Origin of the sequence: Streptomyces sp. NPDC048258 (assembly GCF_043201995.1) — a bacterium.
Classification (GTDB): domain Bacteria; phylum Actinomycetota; class Actinomycetes; order Streptomycetales; family Streptomycetaceae; genus Streptomyces.
The window spans coordinates 801,924-818,605 of record NZ_JBICZH010000001.1; the positions used below are offsets into that span (position 1 = coordinate 801,924).

The 16,682-nt window shown below is 72.6% G+C and carries 15 protein-coding genes; 11 read left to right on the forward strand and 4 right to left on the reverse strand.

The features are described 5' to 3' along the window. The first annotated feature begins 201 nt into the window (after positions 1 to 201). Entirely contained in the window at positions 202 to 1,818 is a 1,617-nt protein-coding gene (locus ACGFYQ_RS03720; RefSeq protein WP_393739509.1) for a GMC oxidoreductase, read from the forward strand. A gap of 29 nt (positions 1,819 to 1,847) precedes the next feature. On the opposite strand, the gene ACGFYQ_RS03725 is transcribed toward ACGFYQ_RS03720, so the two are convergent. Beyond that, complete coding sequence (locus ACGFYQ_RS03725) at positions 1,848 to 3,644, reverse strand: AMP-dependent synthetase/ligase (RefSeq protein WP_393739511.1); 1,797 nt, start codon at positions 3,642 to 3,644, stop codon at positions 1,848 to 1,850. Positions 3,645 to 3,886: 242 nt separating this feature from the next. On the opposite strand from ACGFYQ_RS03725, the gene ACGFYQ_RS03730 reads away from it, so the two are divergent. The 6 genes from ACGFYQ_RS03730 to ACGFYQ_RS03755 all read left to right on the forward strand — a co-directional run bounded on the left by ACGFYQ_RS03730 (position 3,887) and on the right by ACGFYQ_RS03755 (position 8,828). Next, complete coding sequence (locus ACGFYQ_RS03730) at positions 3,887 to 4,690, forward strand: metallophosphoesterase (protein WP_393739742.1); 804 nt, start codon at positions 3,887 to 3,889, stop codon at positions 4,688 to 4,690. Between the two features lie 79 nt (positions 4,691 to 4,769). Then, complete coding sequence (locus ACGFYQ_RS03735; RefSeq protein ID WP_393739513.1) at positions 4,770 to 5,213, forward strand: SRPBCC family protein; 444 nt, start codon at positions 4,770 to 4,772, stop codon at positions 5,211 to 5,213. Positions 5,214 to 5,218: 5 nt separating this feature from the next. Next, positions 5,219 to 6,421: an ArsA family ATPase gene (locus ACGFYQ_RS03740; RefSeq protein WP_393739515.1), complete on the forward strand. Its 1,203-nt coding sequence runs from the start codon at positions 5,219 to 5,221 to the stop codon at positions 6,419 to 6,421. A 108-nt stretch (positions 6,422 to 6,529) separates the two neighbouring features. Continuing rightward, complete coding sequence (locus tag ACGFYQ_RS03745; protein WP_393739517.1) at positions 6,530 to 6,991, forward strand: DUF5304 domain-containing protein; 462 nt, start codon at positions 6,530 to 6,532, stop codon at positions 6,989 to 6,991. A gap of 61 nt (positions 6,992 to 7,052) precedes the next feature. After that, a complete protein-coding gene (locus ACGFYQ_RS03750; protein WP_393739519.1) occupies positions 7,053 to 7,994 on the forward strand; it encodes an ROK family glucokinase in 942 nt (313 codons plus the stop codon). 72 nt (positions 7,995 to 8,066) lie between these two features. Continuing rightward, positions 8,067 to 8,828, forward strand: coding sequence for an endonuclease/exonuclease/phosphatase family protein (locus tag ACGFYQ_RS03755; protein WP_393739521.1), 762 nt, complete (start codon positions 8,067 to 8,069; stop codon positions 8,826 to 8,828). 354 nt (positions 8,829 to 9,182) lie between these two features. On the opposite strand, the gene ACGFYQ_RS03760 is transcribed toward ACGFYQ_RS03755, so the two are convergent. Further along, positions 9,183 to 9,767 carry a hypothetical protein gene (locus tag ACGFYQ_RS03760; RefSeq protein WP_393739523.1) on the reverse strand — a complete coding sequence of 195 codons (585 nt, stop codon included), beginning with the start codon at positions 9,765 to 9,767 and terminating at the stop codon, positions 9,183 to 9,185. Continuing rightward, positions 9,760 to 10,539, reverse strand: a complete 780-nt coding sequence (locus ACGFYQ_RS03765; protein ID WP_393739525.1) for an alpha/beta hydrolase — start codon at positions 10,537 to 10,539, stop codon at positions 9,760 to 9,762. The genes ACGFYQ_RS03760 and ACGFYQ_RS03765 overlap by 8 nt, the downstream gene beginning before the upstream one ends. A 170-nt stretch (positions 10,540 to 10,709) precedes the next feature. Here ACGFYQ_RS03765 and ACGFYQ_RS03770 point away from each other — a divergent pair, with 170 nt between their 5' ends. The 4 genes from ACGFYQ_RS03770 (at position 10,710) to ACGFYQ_RS03785 (ending at position 14,573) form a co-directional block, all read left to right on the forward strand. Then, a complete protein-coding gene (locus tag ACGFYQ_RS03770) occupies positions 10,710 to 11,477 on the forward strand; it encodes a lysophospholipid acyltransferase family protein (RefSeq protein WP_393739744.1) in 768 nt (255 codons plus the stop codon). 32 nt (positions 11,478 to 11,509) lie between these two features. Continuing rightward, entirely contained in the window at positions 11,510 to 12,721 is a 1,212-nt protein-coding gene (macS, locus tag ACGFYQ_RS03775) for a MacS family sensor histidine kinase (RefSeq protein WP_393739527.1), read from the forward strand. 23 nt (positions 12,722 to 12,744) lie between these two features. Further along, entirely contained in the window at positions 12,745 to 13,389 is a 645-nt protein-coding gene (locus ACGFYQ_RS03780; RefSeq protein ID WP_362390493.1) for a response regulator transcription factor, read from the forward strand. Between the two features lie 155 nt (positions 13,390 to 13,544). Further along, on the forward strand, positions 13,545 to 14,573 hold the full coding sequence (locus ACGFYQ_RS03785; RefSeq protein ID WP_393739747.1) for a 6-phosphofructokinase: 1,029 nt from the start codon (positions 13,545 to 13,547) through the stop codon (positions 14,571 to 14,573). A gap of 87 nt (positions 14,574 to 14,660) precedes the next feature. Here ACGFYQ_RS03785 and ACGFYQ_RS03790 read toward each other — a convergent pair whose 3' ends face one another. Next, on the reverse strand, positions 14,661 to 16,541 hold the full coding sequence (locus ACGFYQ_RS03790; RefSeq protein ID WP_393739529.1) for an anthranilate synthase family protein: 1,881 nt from the start codon (positions 16,539 to 16,541) through the stop codon (positions 14,661 to 14,663). Positions 16,542 to 16,682: the final 141 nt, after the last annotated feature.

Genomic DNA, 16,682 nt, shown 5'->3' on the forward strand with positions numbered 1-16,682 from the left:
TACGCCCCCCCCCCCCCCCCCCCCCCCCCCCCCCCCCCCCCCCCCCCCCCCCCCCGGGGCGGCGCCCCCCCCCCCCCCCCCCCCGGGGTTTGGCCCCCCCCCGGCGGTCGGGACGGGCTCCGCAGCCACGTGTGACTGTCTCTCAGATGCCTGTCAAGACGGCATATGGCCGGAGCGTCGGATTCCGCCCATCATGCGGCCATGACACCCAATCTGACGCGCCGTCATGTCCTGGGACTCGGCGCCCTCCAGACCGCCGCCGCCCTCGGCTTCACGAGGATCGGCCTGTCCTCCGCCTCCGCCGCCGAGCCGGGCGCAGCCCAGTACGCACCCGCCATCGTCGTCGGCTCCGGTTACGGCGCCGCCGTCGCCGCCCTGCGGCTCGGGCAGGCCGGTGTACGGACCGTCGTCCTCGAAATGGGCCGGCTCTGGGACGCTCCCGGGCCCGACGGAAAGGTCTTCCCCTCCACCTCCGCCCCCGACCAGCGGTCCATGTGGTTCCGCACCCGCACCGAGGCCCCGCTCGCCCAGTTCCTCTGGCTCGACGTGGTCAACCGCGACATCAGCCCGTACCCCGGTGTCCTGGACCGCGTGAACCACGGCGACATGTCCGTGTACGTGGGGCGGGGGGTGGGCGGCGGATCGCTCGTGAACGGCGGCATGGCGCCCACCCCCCGGCGCTCGTACTTCACCGAGGTGCTGCCCGGGGTCGACGCCGACGAGATGTACGGCACCTACTACCCCCGCGCCCGCGCCATGCTCGGCGTCAACGACATCGACCCCGCCTGGTTCGAGTCCACCGAGTGGTACCGCTTCGCCCGGATCTCCCGCAAGCACGCCCAGAACACCGGCCTGAAGACCGTCTTCGTCCCCAACGTCTACGACTTCGGCTACATGCGGCGCGAGGCGGCCGGCACCGCCACCCGGTCCGCGCTCGCGGGCGAGGTCATCTACGGCAACAACCACGGGAAGAAGAGCCTCGACAAGACCTACCTCGCCGCCGCCCTCGGCACCGGCAACGTCACCATCGAGACCATGCAGCGCGTGGTCGGCGTACGCCAGGACCCGGCCGGGGGATACGTGCTGACCGTGCGGACCAGCGACCTCACCGGGCGGGTCACCCAGACACGGGAACTCGGCTGCGGGCAGCTGTTCCTGGGGGCGGGGAGCCTGGGGACCACCGAGATCCTGCTGCGGGCCCGCGAGACCGGGACGCTGCCCGCCCTCAGCGACAAGGTCGGGCTCGGCTGGGGCCACAACGGCAACGTCATGACCGCCCGCGCCAACCACCTCTGGGACACGGTCGGCTGCAACCAGGCCACCATGCCCGCCCTGGGCATCGACGACTGGGACAACGCCTCGAACCCGGTCTTCGCCGAGATCGCCCCGCTCCCCATGGGCTTCGAGCACTGGATCTCGATGTACCTGGCCATCACCAAGAACCCCGAGCGCGGCCGCTTCACGTACGACGCGGCCACCGACTCGGCCCGGCTCAACTGGCGGCGGGACCAGAACACGCCCTCGGTCGACGCGGCGAAGAACCTCTTCGACCGCATCAACCGGCGGAACGTCACCATCTACCGGTACGACCTCTTCGGCGACAACAAGGCCTTCGCCGACAACTTCACGTACCACCCGCTCGGCGGCTGCGTCCTCGGCGACGCGACCGACCTCTACGGCCGGGCCAAGGGCTACCAGGGGCTGTACGTGGTCGACAGCTCCCTGATCCCCGGCTCGCTCGGCGTGAACCCGTTCGTCACCATCACGGCCCTCGCCGAGCGGAACATGGCGCGGATCCTTGCCACGGACCCGCGCTAGCCCGGGCTGATCCCGGCTGACCCCGGCCGCTAACCCCGGTACAGGGCCTCGATCTCGTCCGCGAAGTCCTTCGCCACCACATTGCGCTTCAGCTTCAGCGACGGCGTGATGTGACCCGACTCCTCCGTGAACTGGGAGGGCAGAATGCGGAATTTCCGCACCGATTCCGCCTTGGAAACCGCCGCGTTGCCGTCGTCGACGGCCTTCTGGACGGCGGCGTTGAGCTCCGCGTCCTCGCGCAGTTCCGCCGCCGTCACACCGGCCGGCTTGCCGTTCTCGGCGGCCCACCGGCCGAGGAACTCCTCGTCGATGGTGACCAGCGCGGCCACGAACGGCCGCCCGTCGCCGACGACCATGCACTCCGCGACCAGCGCGTGCGCCCGGATCCTGTCCTCGATCACGGCGGGAGCGACGTTCTTGCCGCCGGCCGTGACGATGAGCTCCTTCTTGCGTCCGGTGATCGCGAGGTAGCCGTCCTCGTCGAGGGTGCCGACGTCACCGGTGTGGAACCAGCCGTCGGTCAGTGCCTCGGCGGTCGCCGCCTCGTTCTGCCAGTAGCCGCTGAAGACGTGCTCGCCGTGGAGCAGCACCTCGCCGTCGTCCGCGATGCGCACCACGGAGCCCGGCAGCGGCTGGCCGACCGTACCGATCTTCGGCCGGTCCCACGGGTTGAAGGCCGTGGCCGCGCAGGACTCCGTCAGGCCGTAGCCCTCCAGGACCGTGAAGCCGATGCCGCGGAAGAAGTGGCCCAGGCGCTCGCCCAGCGGCGCGCCGCCGGAGATCGCGTACTCGCCGCGCCCGCCCAGCACCGCGTGCAGCTTGCTGTAGACGAGCTTGGTGAAGATCTTGTGCTTGAGCTTCAGGCCGAAGGACGGGCCGCGGGGGGTGTCCAGCGCCCGGCTGTAGGCGATCGCGGTCTCGGCGGCGGCGTCGAAGATCTTGCCCTTGCCGTCGGCCTGCGCCTTGGCGCGCGCCGAGTTGTAGACCTTCTCGAAGACCCGGGGCACGCCCAGGATCAGCGTGGGCCGGAAGGACTGCAGCTCGTCGGTCAGGTTCTTGATGTCCGGTACGCAGCCCAGCCGGATCGGCGCCAGTACCGCCGCCACCTCCACCAGGCGCCCGAAGACGTGCGCCGCCGGCAGGAAGAGCAGCACCGAGCACTCGCCCGTACGGAAGAGCGGACCCAGCCGCTCGACGACGTTGCCGCACTCCGCGAAGAAGTTGCGGTGGCTGAGCACGCAGCCCTTGGGGCGGCCGGTGGTGCCCGAGGTGTAGACGATGGTGGCCGGGTCGTCGGCGCCCGCGAGGTTGCTGCGCTCGTCGACCTCCTCGTCGGTGATCCCGGCGCCCGCGCTCTTCAGCGCTTCGAGAGCGCCCTGCTCGATCTCCCAGACCTCGCGCAGCTCCGGCAGCCGGTCGCGCAGCGAGGCCACGGCCGCACTGTGCCCGGGGCTCTCGACGACCGCGGCGACGGCGCCGGAGTCGCCGAGGATCCACTGGATCTGCTCGGGGGAGCTGGTCTCGTACACGGGGACGGTGACACCGCCCGCGCTCCAGATCGCGAAGTCGATCAGTACCCATTCGTAGCGGGTACGGGAGATCAGGGCGACCCGGTCGCCCGGACGGATGCCGGCCGCGATCAGACCCTTGGCGGCGGCCCGGACCTCGGCCAGGAACTCGGTCGCGGTCACGTCCTGCCACTGGCCGTCGACCTTGCGGCTCATGACGGCCGTGTCGGGATGCTGAGCGGCATTGCGGCGGATGAGATCCGTCAGGTTCCCGTCCGACGGGACCTCGTACAGGGCCGGAAGGCTGAACTCGCGCAAGACTGCTGCTCCTCTGGGCGCCATCGCCACCGTGTGGACCGACCGGACGTTACCCACCGGTAGTGGGTTCCCGATAGAGGGAACCGGCCAGATGTTCCGTGCGTCACAAAACGCGGCACTATCACGGCGACAGTAGTCGACCGCGTCCAAGACCCGGAAGTAACCGCAGGTCCAGCCCCCTTCGGCACCCCTGTCTACCCGCCGTCGCCCGGCCGCCCTAGGGTTGCCGCATGGGTGGCAGCATGCGGAGCGGGAAGACGGACACGAGCGGATCGAGCCGAACTCGGGTCCACGTCGTGAGCGATGTGCACGGCAACGCCGAGGCCCTCGCCCGGGCGGGAGACGGCGCCGACGCGCTGATCTGCCTCGGTGACCTCGTCCTCTTCCTCGACTACGCCGACCACTCGCGCGGCATCTTCCCCGACCTGTTCGGCGTCGAGAACGCCGACCGGATCGTCGAGCTGCGCACCGAGCGCCGCTTCGCCGAGGCCCGCGCCTTCGGGCGGGAGCTGTGGGCCGGGCTGGACCGGGAGCGGCTCATCGAGGGCGCGGTGCGCCGCCAGTACGAGCAGATGTTCGCCGTCTTCCCCACCCCGACGTACGCCACCTACGGCAATGTCGACATCCCGGCCCTGTGGCCGGAGTACGCCGACCGCCCCGGCCTCACCGTGCTCGACGGGCAGCGGGTGGAGATCGGCGGCCGGGTCTTCGGCTTCGTGGGAGGCGGGCTGCCCTCGCCGATGCGGACCCCGTACGAGGTGGACGTCGAGGAGTACGCCGCCAAGGTGGAGGCGCTGGGCGAGGTGGACGTACTGTGCTCGCACATCCCGCCGGAAGTGCCGGAGCTCTGCTACGACACGGTCGCGCGCCGGTTCGAACGGGGCAGCGAGGCCCTGCTCGCCGCCATCAGGCGCACCCGCCCCCGGTACGCCCTCTTCGGGCACGTCCACCAGCCGCTCGCGCGGCGGATGCGGATCGGCAGCACCGAGTGCGTGAACGTCGGGCACTTCGCGGCGACCGGAAGGCCCTGGGCCCTGGAGTGGTGAGCTCCGCACGCACGGTAGCCTTCGAGCGGCGGCCGGAGGCCGCACACTTCCTCGAATACTCCCCGGAGGAGCCACCGCGATGGCGGAACACACCAGCTCAAGCATCACGATCGACGCCTCGCCGGCCGACGTGATGGCCGTGATCGCCGACTTCGCCCGCTACCCCGAGTGGACCGGCGAGGTGAAGGAGGCCGAGGTGCTGGCCTCCGACGCCGAAGGCCGGGCCGAGAAGGTCCGGCTGCTGCTCGACGCGGGCGCGATCAAGGACGACCACACCCTCGCCTACACCTGGAAGGGCGCGGACGAGGTCAGCTGGACCCTGGACAAGTCGCAGATGCTGCGCCAGCTGGACGGCTCGTACCGGCTGGCCCCGCTGGACGACGGCAAGCGCACCGAGGTCACCTACCAGCTGACCGTGGACGTCAAGATCCCCATGCTCGGCATGATCAAGCGCAAGGCCGAGAAGGTCATCATCGACCGCGCGCTCGCGGGCCTGAAGAAGCGCGTCGAATCGACCGGCTGAACACCGTGCACACCCTGTTGATCACCGGCCCCGGCGGCGCCGGGCGGACCACCGTGGCCGCGGCCACCGCCCTCGCGGCGGCCCGGCAGGGCCGCCGGGTGCTGCTGCTGTCCGGAGACGTCGGAGACCCGCTCTCCGCCCTGACCGGGGAACCGGTGGGGGAGTCCGCCGAGGTCGTACCCGGCCTGCGGGCCGCCACCGCGGCCGGCGGTGTCCAGGTGGCACGGGTGGACTCCGGCGAGGAGTTCCGCGACGAACTCGTCGCCCTCCAGGAGCGCGGTTCCGCCCTCCTCGGCATGGTCGGGGCCCGGCCGCTGGGAGCCGAGGAGCTCACCGAGCTGCCCGGCGCCGAGCAGTTCGCGCTGCTGCGCGCCCTGCGGCGGGCCGCCGCGGCGCCGGGGTTCGACCTCGTCGTCGTCGACATGCCGCCGCTCCACCAGACCGTGGCCACCCTCGCGCTCCCCGCCCAGCTGCGCCGCTACCTCGCCCGGCTGCTCCCCGCCGAACGTCAGGCCGCCCGCGCCCTGCGGCCCGTACTGGCCCAGCTGGCCGGTGTGCCCATGCCCGCGCAGTGGCTCTACGAGGCCGCCGCCCGCTGGGACGAGGAGCTCGCCGCGGTCCAGGGAGTCATCGAGGCCGACACCACCGAGCTGCGGCTGGTCGCCGAGCCGGGACCGGCCGCCGCCGACGCGATGCGGCTGGGGCGGCTCGGGCTCGCCCTCCAGCAGCTGCCCGTCTCCGCCGTCGTCGCCAACCGGCTCCTCCCGCAGGGCTCCGCCGACCCCTGGTTCGCCGGGCTCGCCGCCCAGCAGGAGAAGTGCACCGCCGCATGGGCCGGGGAGATCCCGGTGACCCGGCTCGCCCACCTCGGCCGGGACCCGCGCGGCCCGCAGGACCTGGAGCTGCTCGCCGCCGCCGACGGACTCGTCCCGGAGCGGCCCGCGCCCCGCCGGGCCTGGCCGGTCGAGGACCGGCTCGCCGAGGACGGGGTACTCGTCTGGGTGGTACCGCTGCCCGGCGCCCGCAAGCGCGACCTCGACCTGATCCGCCGCGGCGACGAGCTGCTGCTCACGGCGGGCCCGTACCGCAGGATCGTTCCCCTCCCGGCGGCACTGCGCCGCTGCACCGTCTCCGGCGCCGCCCTGGAAGAGGACGTGCTCCGCATCCGCTTCACCCCGGACCCGGGCCTGTGGCCCCGTACGCACTGAACACCCGCACGACCTGAACCCGCACGCCCTGATCCGCGTACCGCCGTTCGGGTACCGTCGAAGGTAGCCCGTACCGCACGCACAGCAGCCGCCGCAGGAGAGTCCGCCATGAGCGAGGCCACCGACCGCCCCACCGACGACGACGCCTGGGCCAAGGCCTGCGCGGAGGACCTGGCCGCCGAGAAGGAGCGCCTGCGCGGGCAGGGCGGGGCGGGCGGCGCGGCCACCGGGACCGCCGCCGAGGAGCTGTTCAAGCTCTTCGAGGCCGTCGCGGACAAGGTCGCCGGGATGAACAACCCGCTCGTCGGCGGCGCCGCCCAGGGCGCCGTACGCCAGTTCGTCAACCAGGCCAAGAGCGCCGCCAAGCCCGTCATCGAGCGCAACCCCGAGGTCTTCGACCACCTCGCCGCCGCCGGCTCCGAGCTGCTCGCCGCCTACCGCTCGGCCGTCGAGGGCCACGAGCGCCGCTGGACGCGCGACGAGCCCCCGGCCCCCCGCCGGTCCCCGGACCGCGATCCCCGCGACGAAGGCCCCGGTGACGGCCCCACCGAGCGGATCGATCTCGACTGAACCCCGGCCGCCCTCGGGTACCGTTGGCCGTGGCGGGGTTTGACCGGAAACCGAGGGACTAATGGGACTCACCATCGGCGTCGACATCGGCGGCACGAAGATCGCGGCCGGCGTGGTCGACGAAGAGGGCACCATCCTTGAGACGTACAAGGTGCCCACCCCGCCGACCGCGGACGGAGTGACGGACGCGATCTGCACCGCCGTCTCCGCGGTCAGCAGCAACCACACCATCGAGGCCGTCGGCATCGGCGCCGCGGGCTACGTGGACGACAAGCGCGCCACCGTGCTCTTCGCGCCGAACATCAACTGGCGCCACGAGCCGCTGAAGGACAAGGTCGAGCAGCGCATCGGCCTGCCCGTCGTCGTCGAGAACGACGCGAACTGCGCGGCCTGGGGCGAGTACCGCTTCGGCGCCGGCCAGGGCCACGAGGACGTCATCTGCATCACGCTCGGCACGGGCCTGGGCGGCGGCATCATCATCGGCAACAAGCTGCGCCGCGGACGCTTCGGCGTCGCCGCCGAGTTCGGCCACATCCGGGTCGTCCCGGACGGCCTGCTGTGCGGGTGCGGCAGCCAGGGCTGCTGGGAGCAGTACGCCTCCGGGCGCGCGCTCGTCCGGTACGCGAAGCAGCGCGCGAACGCCACGCCCGAGAACGCGGCGATCCTCCTCGCCCTTGGCGACGGCACCCCCGAGGGCATCGAGGGCAAGCACATCAGCGAGGCCGCCCGGGCCGGTGACCTGGTGGCCATCGACTCCTTCCGCGAGCTGGCCCGCTGGGCCGGCGCCGGCCTGGCCGACCTGGCCTCGCTGTTCGACCCGTCGGCGTTCATCGTCGGCGGCGGGGTCTCGGACGAGGGCGACCTCGTCCTCGACCCGATCCGCAAGTCCTTCAAGCGCTGGCTGATCGGCGGCGCCTGGCGTCCGCACGCGCAGGTCCTCGCCGCCCAGCTGGGCGGGAAGGCCGGACTCGTGGGCGCGGCGGACCTGGCCCGCCAGGGCTGAGCCCCTTCCTTTTGCCGTTGCTGCCCGCCGCGCCCCTTGGGGGAGCGGCGGGCAGCTGCGTATGTTGCGGGCATGGACCAGTTGCTGCCTTCGCTGCCGAAGTCTCGTACGGAGCCCGACGGTTCGGCCGTGATCCGGGTGCTCAGCTACAACATCCGGTCGCTGCGCGACGACGAGGAGGCGCTGGCCCGGGTCATCCGGGCATGCGCGCCGGACCTCGTGTTCGTGCAGGAGGCGCCGCGGTTCTTCCGGTGGCGCAAGCACGCGGCGAGACTGGCCGCGAAATCCGACCTGGTGGTGCTGGGCGGGGGCGCGACGGCGGCCGGTCCGCTGCTGATGTGTTCGCTACGGGTCTTCGTGGAGCGGACGGAGGACGTGCTGCTGCCGCGCACGCCCGGCCAGCACCGCAGGGGCTTCGCCACGGCGGTGGTCCGGATCGGCGGTGCGCGGGTGGGTCTGGTCTCCGCGCACCTGTCGCTCCAGCGGGAGGAGCGCCGGGCCCAGGCCGGGATGCTGCTGGAGCGGCTGGCCGGGCTGGACGTGCCGTACGGGATCGCGGCGCTCGATGTGAACGAGGGCCCGGAGGGCCCGGCCTTCGGGCGGCTGGCCGGGTCCTTCCAGGACTGCTGGGCGGTGGCTCCGTGGGGCGGGGAGCGGACCTTTCCGTCGGAGGGGCCGGACCGACGCATCGATGCGATCTTCGCGACGAGGGGGGTGGAGGTGCTGGGCTGCGGGGTCCCGGCGGGGCTCGCGGGCGTCTCGCCCACCGACCTCCGCTCGGCGACGGACCACCTCCCGGTCCTGGCGGCCCTCCACCTCCCGGCCTCGCCGTAGCCCCTGCGCGTCCGGGTGCGGCGCCGCTGCCGGGGCTCCGCCCCAGACCCCGCGCCTCAAGCTCCCCCAGCTACCGCTGGGAGGTGCCCCCAGGCGGGGCTGGGTGGTGCGGCGCCGCTGCCGGGGTGCGCCTCAAATGCCGGCGGGGCTGGATTTCGCTGGTTGCGCGGAGCGCAAATCCAGCCCGCCCGGCGTTTGAGGGCGCACCCGCGCCGGAGGCGCCGGGTTCGGGGCGGAGCCGCCGCCGCACCATCCAGCCCCGCCTGGGGGCACCTCCCAGGTCTTTGAGCCGCACCGGCGTTTGAGGCGCGGGGACCAGGGCCGGAGGCCGGTGCGGCCGGGGCGGGGCTCCGGTCAGACCACCGCGCCGCGGCCCGGGTAGTCGTCGTCATCGTCGTCGTCGTGCGGAGCCATCCGCGCGACCAGCGTCGCGAACCCGCCCAGGAAGCCGCCGATGCCCAGCGTCGTCAGCCACCACGTCATCTCCCACTGCAGGAGCACCGCCAGCAGCAACAGCACCGGGCCACCGACCACCGCCAGCCACGCGAACTTCGCCGTCGTGTCCGCCGGCGGAAGCTCCGGCTCCGGGGGGACGAAATGGCCCTCGTCGGCCCGGTCGGCCGGGGTCAGGTCGTCGTCCCGCGGCTCCGCGAGGGAGTGGTCGCGCGGACCCGAGAGGCCCACGCCCGGGGCGAAGACCACCGAGCTGCCCAGCGCGGCAGGAGGCTCCGGCCCGGGCTCCGGCTCCGGCTTCGGCTCGGGCTCCGGCGGCAGCGGTTTCACGTCCTCCTCCGGCAGCAGGAGGTTCTCGATCGGCCGGAACGGCCGCGACCCCGGCGGGTCCGGCGGCTCCTGCCCGTACCCGGCGACGATCGCCGCCCACGCCGCTTCCTCGTCCAGCGGCGGAACCCCGCCCGACTGCTCCTCGTGCTCAGCCACCCGCCTGCGCCCCCTCCCTGCCCACGCTCTCCACCAGTCGGCCGATGAACGCATAGCTGTCCGCGAAGATCCGCTCCGCGTCATGGTCCAACGTCGCGACGTGGTAACTCTGTTCCAGCAGGGTCTCGGTGACATCGGTGGACGAGATCCGGGCGAGGACCCGCGCCGAGTCGACCGGCGGGACGACATGGTCCTGCGGGCTGTGCAGCAGCAGCACCGGCTGCGTCACCTGCGGCAGCTCGGTGTCCACCAGCTGGAAGAACTTCCGCAGCGAGTGCGCGGCCCGGGTCGGGACCCGGTCGTAGCCGACCTCCTCCGAGCCCGGCTTGGCGATGTCGCTGGCGATGCCCGGCGTGGACCGGATGAAGTGCTTGGCCACCGGGAGGGCGAAGGCCAGCGGGTCGTGGACCTTGTTGGCGGGGTTGACCAGCACGATGCCGCTGATGGCGTCGCCGTGCTTGGCCGCCAGCCGCAGGGTCAGCGCGCCACCCATCGACAGACCGAAGACGAACACCTGCTCGCAGCGGTCCAGCAGCTCGCGCAGCGCGCGGTCCACCTCGGCGTACCAGTCCTGCCAGCCCGTGAGCTGCATGTCCTGCCAGCGCGTGCCGTGCCCGGGCAGCAGCGGCAGCGACACCGTGAGCCCCTGCGCGGCGAGATACTCGGCCCAGGGGCGCAGCGACTGCGGGGAACCGGTGAAGCCGTGGCAGAGGAGGACGCCGACCTCTCCACCCTCGTGGCGGAACGGCTCGGCTCCAGGGAGGACGGGCACCAGGGTCTCCTTGATCATGATGTACGTCGGGTGGGTGCGTTGCTCTGTGTGACTTCACCGTACGCGACAGGGGTGACACCGACCAGGGCCGTAGGGCCGCTGCCGGTGCGGCCAGGCGTTAAGGTCTGTTCGACAGACACAGGAAGGCTTTCGAGTTGATCTACGGCGCAATGAAGTTCTCCATCGGCGGTTCACTGAAGCTCGCCTTCAGGCCGTGGGTGGAGGGCCTCGAGAACATTCCCGCGGAGGGGCCGGCGATCCTCGCGAGCAACCACCTGTCCTTCTCCGACTCCTTCTTCCTGCCGGCGGTGCTGGACCGGAAGGTCACCTTCATCGCGAAGGCGGAGTACTTCACCTCCCCCGGAATCAAGGGCAAGCTGACGGCCGCCTTCTTCAAGGGCGTCGGCCAGCTCCCGGTGGACCGTTCCGGCGCGCGGGGGGCCGGTGAGGCCGCGATCAAGAGCGGTATCGAGGTCATCGAGCGCGGGGAGCTGTTCGGCATCTACCCCGAGGGCACGCGTTCGCCCGACGGGCGCCTCTACCGCGGCAAGCCCGGCGGCCTGGCCCGCGTGGCGCTGGCCACCGGCGCACCCGTGATCCCCGTGGCGATGATCGACACGGAGAAGATCCAGCCGCCCGGCAAGGTGGTCCCCAAGCTGATGCGCCCGGGCATCCGGATCGGCAAGCCGCTGGACTTCAGCCGCTACCACGGCATGGACAGCGACCGCTTCATCCTCCGCTCGGTGACCGACGAGGTCATGTACGAGATCATGAAGCTGTCCGGCCAGGAGTACGTCGACATCTACGCGACGGCCGCCAAGCGCCAGATCGCCGACGCCGAGAAGGCCGAGAAGGCGGAGAAGGCCGCGGCCGAGAAGGCCGAGAAGGCGGCGGCCGAGAAGGCTGCCGCCGAGAAGGCCGAGGGCACGGCGGAGTAGCGACGGGCGTACCGCCCGCGGGGGTGGGGGAGATGGCGAAACGCGAACGCGTCGTGCGCATGTCGGTCGAGCAGCCGCTGTGGCGTGCCCTGACCGGCTACCGGCTGCTGACCATGCTCTACGCGGTGGGGCTGTTCGCCTCCGCGTACAAGAAGTTCGACCGTCCCGGGATCGCGGTCGGCTACCTCGCCGTCCTGGCGGTCTGGACCCTCGCCACCCACCGCAAGGTGGCGAACGCGGCCAGCTGCACCAGGCGCTTCCTCGTCGCCGACCTGACCGTCGCCCTCGTCGGGGTCCTGCTCACCCCGCTCGCCGACACCGCCGAGCGGATCGCCGAGGGTGGCCCCACCCTCCCCAGTATCTGGACGGCCGGCTCGGTCCTCGCCTTCGCCATCAAGGGCGGCTGGCGCTGGGCCGGGTTCGCCTCCACCTTCGTGGCCGCGGCGAACATCGTCGTGCACGGCGGCAACCCCACGCGGGACACCCTGCACAACGTCCTGCTCGTCTGGGTCGCCTCCATCGCCATCGGCTACGTCGTCGAGGTGGCCCGGGCCAGTGAGGCCACCCTCGCCCGCGCCCTGGAGATCGAGGCGGCCACCCGCGAGCGCGAGCGCCTCGCCCGCGACATCCACGACGGGGTCCTCCAGGTCCTCGCCATGGTCCAGCGGCGCGGCACCGAACTGGGCGGCGAGGCCGCCGAGCTGGGCCGGATGGCGGGCGAGCAGGAGGTGGCACTGCGCACGCTGGTCTCCAGCGGGCTGGTGCACCCCTCCCGGATCTCCCGCGACGAGTCGCGCGGCGCGCTGGTGGACGCGTACGAGCTGGAGGAGGGCGGAGACGAGGACGGCGAGCTGGATCTGCGGACGCTCCTCGCTCCGCACGCCGGGTGCAGGGTGAGCTTCGCCGAGCCGGGCACCCCGGTGCCGCTGCCGGTGCCCGCGGCGAGGGAGCTGGCCGCCGCGGTCGGCGCCGCCCTCGACAACGTGCGCAAGCACGCCGGGGAGGGGGCCAGCGCCTGGATCCTGGTCGAGGACTGGGGCGACGAGGTGATCGTCACGGTCCGGGACGACGGCCCGGGCATCCCGGCGGGCCGGCTCGACCAGGCGGAGGGCGAGGGCCGGATGGGCGTGGCCCTGTCGATCCGCGGCCGGCTGCGTGACCTCGGCGGAAGCGCCGAGCTGGTGTCCGTCCCCGGACAGGGCACCGAAGTGGAACTGAAAGTACCGAGGGGGAGGACCCAGTGAGCGAGCCGCACGAGATCAAGGTGATGGTCGTCGACGACCATCCGATGTGGCGGGACGCGGTGGCCCGCGACCTGGCCGCCGCGGGCTTCGACGTGGTGGCCACCGCCGGCGACGGCCCCGAGGCGGTCCGCCGGGCCCGCGCCGTCACCCCCCACGTCCTGGTCCTCGACCTCAACCTGCCCGGCATGCCCGGGGTGCAGGTCTGCAAGGAACTCGTCGGCGCCCACCCGGCGCTGCGGGTCCTGGTCCTGTCGGCGAGCGGCGAGCACGCGGACGTCCTGGAGGCCGTGAAGTCCGGTGCGACCGGCTACCTGCTGAAGTCCGCGGGCGCCCAGGAGCTCATCGACGCGGTGGCCCGCACGGCGGCCGGCGACCCGGTGTTCACCCCGGGCCTGGCCGGGCTGGTCCTCGGCGAGTACCGGCGGCTGGCCACCGACCCGGCGCCGGCCGCCTCCGACGAGCCGAAGGCGCCGCAGCTGACCGACCGCGAGACCGAGGTGCTGCGGCTGGTGGCCAAGGGGCTCTCGTACAAGCAGATCGCGGAGCGGCTGGTCATCTCCCACCGCACGGTGCAGAACCACGTGCAGAACACGCTGGGCAAACTCCAGCTGCACAACCGGGTGGAGCTCGTCCGGTACGCCATAGAGCGGGGCCTCGACGACGCTTAGGCAGCCGCCGCCGGCGCCGTCAATCGTACTTACGTCCTCGTACGAGTGAACGGGCGTAGGCAACGCCCCGCGATTCCACCGGAATTGACCTCTCCAGGACCCTTGTTGTGACCTGGGTCACCACTAGCGTGGCCGTCATGGCGAAGGGAGATTCCATGAAGGTCGGAGTGCTGACCGGCGGCGGCGACTGCCCCGGGCTCAACGCGGTGATCAGGGCCGTCGTCCGCAAGGGCGAGCAGGAGTACGGATACGGGTTCATCGGATTCAAGGACGGCTGGCGGGGCGCGATCCAGGGAGCCACGGTTCCGCTGGACATCCCCGCCGTCCGCGGGATCCTGCCCCGCGGCGGCACCATCCTCGGCTCCTCGCGCACCAACCCGTTCAAGACGGAGAACGGCGTGCGCGACATCAAGGACAACCTCGCCAAGTACGAGGTGGACGCGCTCATCGCGATCGGCGGCGAGGACACCCTCGGCGTCGCGGCCAAGCTGTACGAGGAGTACGGCATCCCCTGCGTCGGCGTGCCGAAGACCATCGACAACGACCTGTCCGCGACGGACTACACCTTCGGCTTCGACACCGCCGTCGGCATCGCGACCGAGGCCATCGACCGGCTGCACACCACGGCCGAGTCGCACATGCGGGTCCTGGTCGTCGAGGTCATGGGCCGGCACGCCGGCTGGATCGCCCTGCACTCGGGACTCGCGGGCGGCGCCAACGTCATCCTCATCCCGGAGCAGCGCTTCGACGTGGACCAGGTCTGCGCCTGGGTGACCTCCCGGTTCAAGGCGAGCTACGCGCCGATCGTGGTGGTCGCGGAGGGGGCCATGCCCAAGGACGGGGACATGGTGCTCAAGGACGCCACCAAGGACTCCTTCGGCCATGTCCGGCTGTCGGGCGTGGGCGAGTGGCTGGCGAAGGAGATCGAGGCGCGGACCGGGAAGGAGGCCCGTACGACGGTGCTCGGGCACATCCAGCGGGGCGGTACGCCGAGCGCCTTCGACCGGTGGCTGGCGACCCGGTTCGGGCTGCACGCGATCGACGCGGTGCGCGACGGGGACTTCGGCAAGATGGTCGCGCTCAAGGGGACGGACATCATCCGGGTGCCGATCGCCGAGGCCACGTCGAAGCTGAAGACGGTGGACCCGGCGCTGTACGAGGAGGTCGGGGTCTTCTTCGGCTGAGCGGCAGCCCAGGGCCATGGGCGGCGAAGCGGTCCGGACCGCTTCGCCGACCGGTCCGGACCGCTCCCCGACCCCGCCGGGTCGCGGCTACGCCGGGGCGCCCGTGCGGACGCCGGTCAGGAGGGCGTGCAGCAGGTCCGCACCGCGGAGGGTGAGGACCGACTCCGGGTGGAACTGGATCCCCGCGAAGCCGCCCGACGCGGAGCGGACGGCGTGGACCTCGCCCGTCGACGGGTCGCGCGAGACCTCGACGCCGCGCGCGGCCAGCCCGGCCGCCAGCTCGTCGGAGCAGTGCGCGGTGTACGTGTTGTAGAAGCCGACGACCTCCTCCGCCCCGAACAGCCCGATCCGCGTCTGCGCCCCCTGCGCCGGCTCCGCCTTGCGGATCAGCGGCAGGCCCAGCTCGGCCGCCAGCAGCTCGTGCCCCAGGCAGACCCCGACCAGCCCGTGCCGGTGCCCGGCCAGAAGATCCGCGGCCAGCCCGCGCAGCATCCGCATCTTGGGGTCCGATGACTCCGCCGGATTCCCCGGCCCGGGCCCCAGCACGATCGGCCCCTCCCACGCCAGGGCCGCCGCCCGCAGCCCCGGATCGTCGTAGCGGCGTACGGCCACCTCCAGCCCGGCCACCCGCAGCAGGTGCGCCAGCATCGCCGTGAAGGTGTCCTCGCCGTCCACCACCAGCGCGTGGCCGGTCAGGGGGGAGGGCTGCTCCTGCATCCGGAGCCAGAAGGGGGCCAGGTCCGCCCGCCGGGCCGCCAGGGCCGCCTGCACCCGGGGGTCGTCCGCCAGCCGCGCCCCCTCGAAGGCGGGCCGCGGCGCCGCCGCCCGGACCCCGAGGGCCGCCAGCACCCCCGCCGCCTTCGCGTGGGTCTCCGCCACCTCGCCCGCCGGGTCGGAGTGCCGCACGAGCGTGGCGCCGACCGGCACCCGCAGCACGCCGTCCGCCGAGATGTCGGCGGTGCGGATCAGGATGGGGGAGTCCAGCGTCTGCGCCCCGGAACCGTCCCGGCCGAGCAGGGCCAGCGCGCCCGCGTAGTAGCCGCGCCCGCCGCTCTCGTACCGCTCGATCACCCGGCAGGCGTTCTGTACCGGCGAGCCGGTGACCGTCGCCGCGAACATCGTCTCCCGCAGCACCTCGCGCACGTCCAGCGAGGAGCGGCCGCGCAGCTCGTACTCGGTGTGCGCGAGGTGGGACATCTCCTTCAGCCGCGGCCCGACCACGACCCCGCCCATGTCGCCGACGGTGCACATCATCTTGAGCTCCTCGTCGACCACCATCGACAGCTCCTCGGTCTCCTTGCGGTCGCCGAGGAAGGTCAGGAGCGACTCCGCCGTCGGCCCCCCGGCCGGATAGCGGTAGGTCCCGCTGATCGGGTTCATCACGACCGTGCCCCCGGACATCCGCACGTGGACCTCGGGGCTGGCCCCGACCAGCGTGCGCTCCCCGGTGTGGACCACGTACGTCCAGTACGCGCCCCGCTCGCCCAGCAGCAGCCGCCGGAACAGCGCGAGGGCGTCGGCCCGGCCGAAGCCGTCGATCCGGCCCTCGTAGGTGCGCCGGATGACGAAGTTCGCACCCTCCCCGCGGCCGATCTCGTCCCGGATGACGCGCTCCACGGTGGCCGCGTACTCGGTGTCGGGGACGTCGAAGCCGCCGCCCTCGACCCGTACCCCGTGCGCGGGCAGCGCGGCCAGCGCCTCGGCGAGCGGGATCTCGTACGCCTCCTCGGTGACGAGCACGCTCAGCGGGGTGCCGTCGTCGCGTACGTCGAATCCGCGCTCCCGGATCTGCCGGAAGGGGACGAGCGCCAGGGTGGGCAGCTCCCCGACGGGCAGGTCGGCGAGGTGCTCGGCCTCGTGCACCGCGCCGATCAGCACCTCGACGGTGTCGTGGTCGCGGCCGGGGGTCCGCCGGCGCAGCAGGGCGAACGGCGGGCAGGTGTCTTCGAGCAGTCGGCTGAGGTTCATGTGCAGGGGCGTCCTTCCGGTGGGAGGAGCGGCCCGCGGCGGACGGTGTCTTTCACCGAATGCGGAAGGCCGCCCCTCGGGGCGGCCTTCGCGTCGGTCGTGTCTTCTCAGGTACGCGCGAGGAGTGGGCCGCCGGGAGCG

Coding starts and splice junctions, on each gene's coding strand:
- ACGFYQ_RS03790 (WP_393739529.1), bottom strand. CDS start 16,541: ATGAACCTCAGCCGACTGCTCGAAGACACCTGCCCGCCGTTCGCCCTG.
- macS (WP_393739527.1), top strand. CDS start 11,510: ATGGCGAAACGCGAACGCGTCGTGCGCATGTCGGTCGAGCAGCCGCTG.
- ACGFYQ_RS03745 (WP_393739517.1), top strand. CDS start 6,530: ATGAGCGAGGCCACCGACCGCCCCACCGACGACGACGCCTGGGCCAAG.
- ACGFYQ_RS03755 (WP_393739521.1), top strand. CDS start 8,067: ATGGACCAGTTGCTGCCTTCGCTGCCGAAGTCTCGTACGGAGCCCGAC.
- ACGFYQ_RS03785 (WP_393739747.1), top strand. CDS start 13,545: ATGAAGGTCGGAGTGCTGACCGGCGGCGGCGACTGCCCCGGGCTCAAC.
- ACGFYQ_RS03750 (WP_393739519.1), top strand. CDS start 7,053: ATGGGACTCACCATCGGCGTCGACATCGGCGGCACGAAGATCGCGGCC.
- ACGFYQ_RS03780 (WP_362390493.1), top strand. CDS start 12,745: ATGGTCGTCGACGACCATCCGATGTGGCGGGACGCGGTGGCCCGCGAC.
- ACGFYQ_RS03730 (WP_393739742.1), top strand. CDS start 3,887: ATGCGGAGCGGGAAGACGGACACGAGCGGATCGAGCCGAACTCGGGTC.
- ACGFYQ_RS03770 (WP_393739744.1), top strand. CDS start 10,710: ATGAAGTTCTCCATCGGCGGTTCACTGAAGCTCGCCTTCAGGCCGTGG.
- ACGFYQ_RS03720 (WP_393739509.1), top strand. CDS start 202: ATGACACCCAATCTGACGCGCCGTCATGTCCTGGGACTCGGCGCCCTC.
- ACGFYQ_RS03735 (WP_393739513.1), top strand. CDS start 4,770: ATGGCGGAACACACCAGCTCAAGCATCACGATCGACGCCTCGCCGGCC.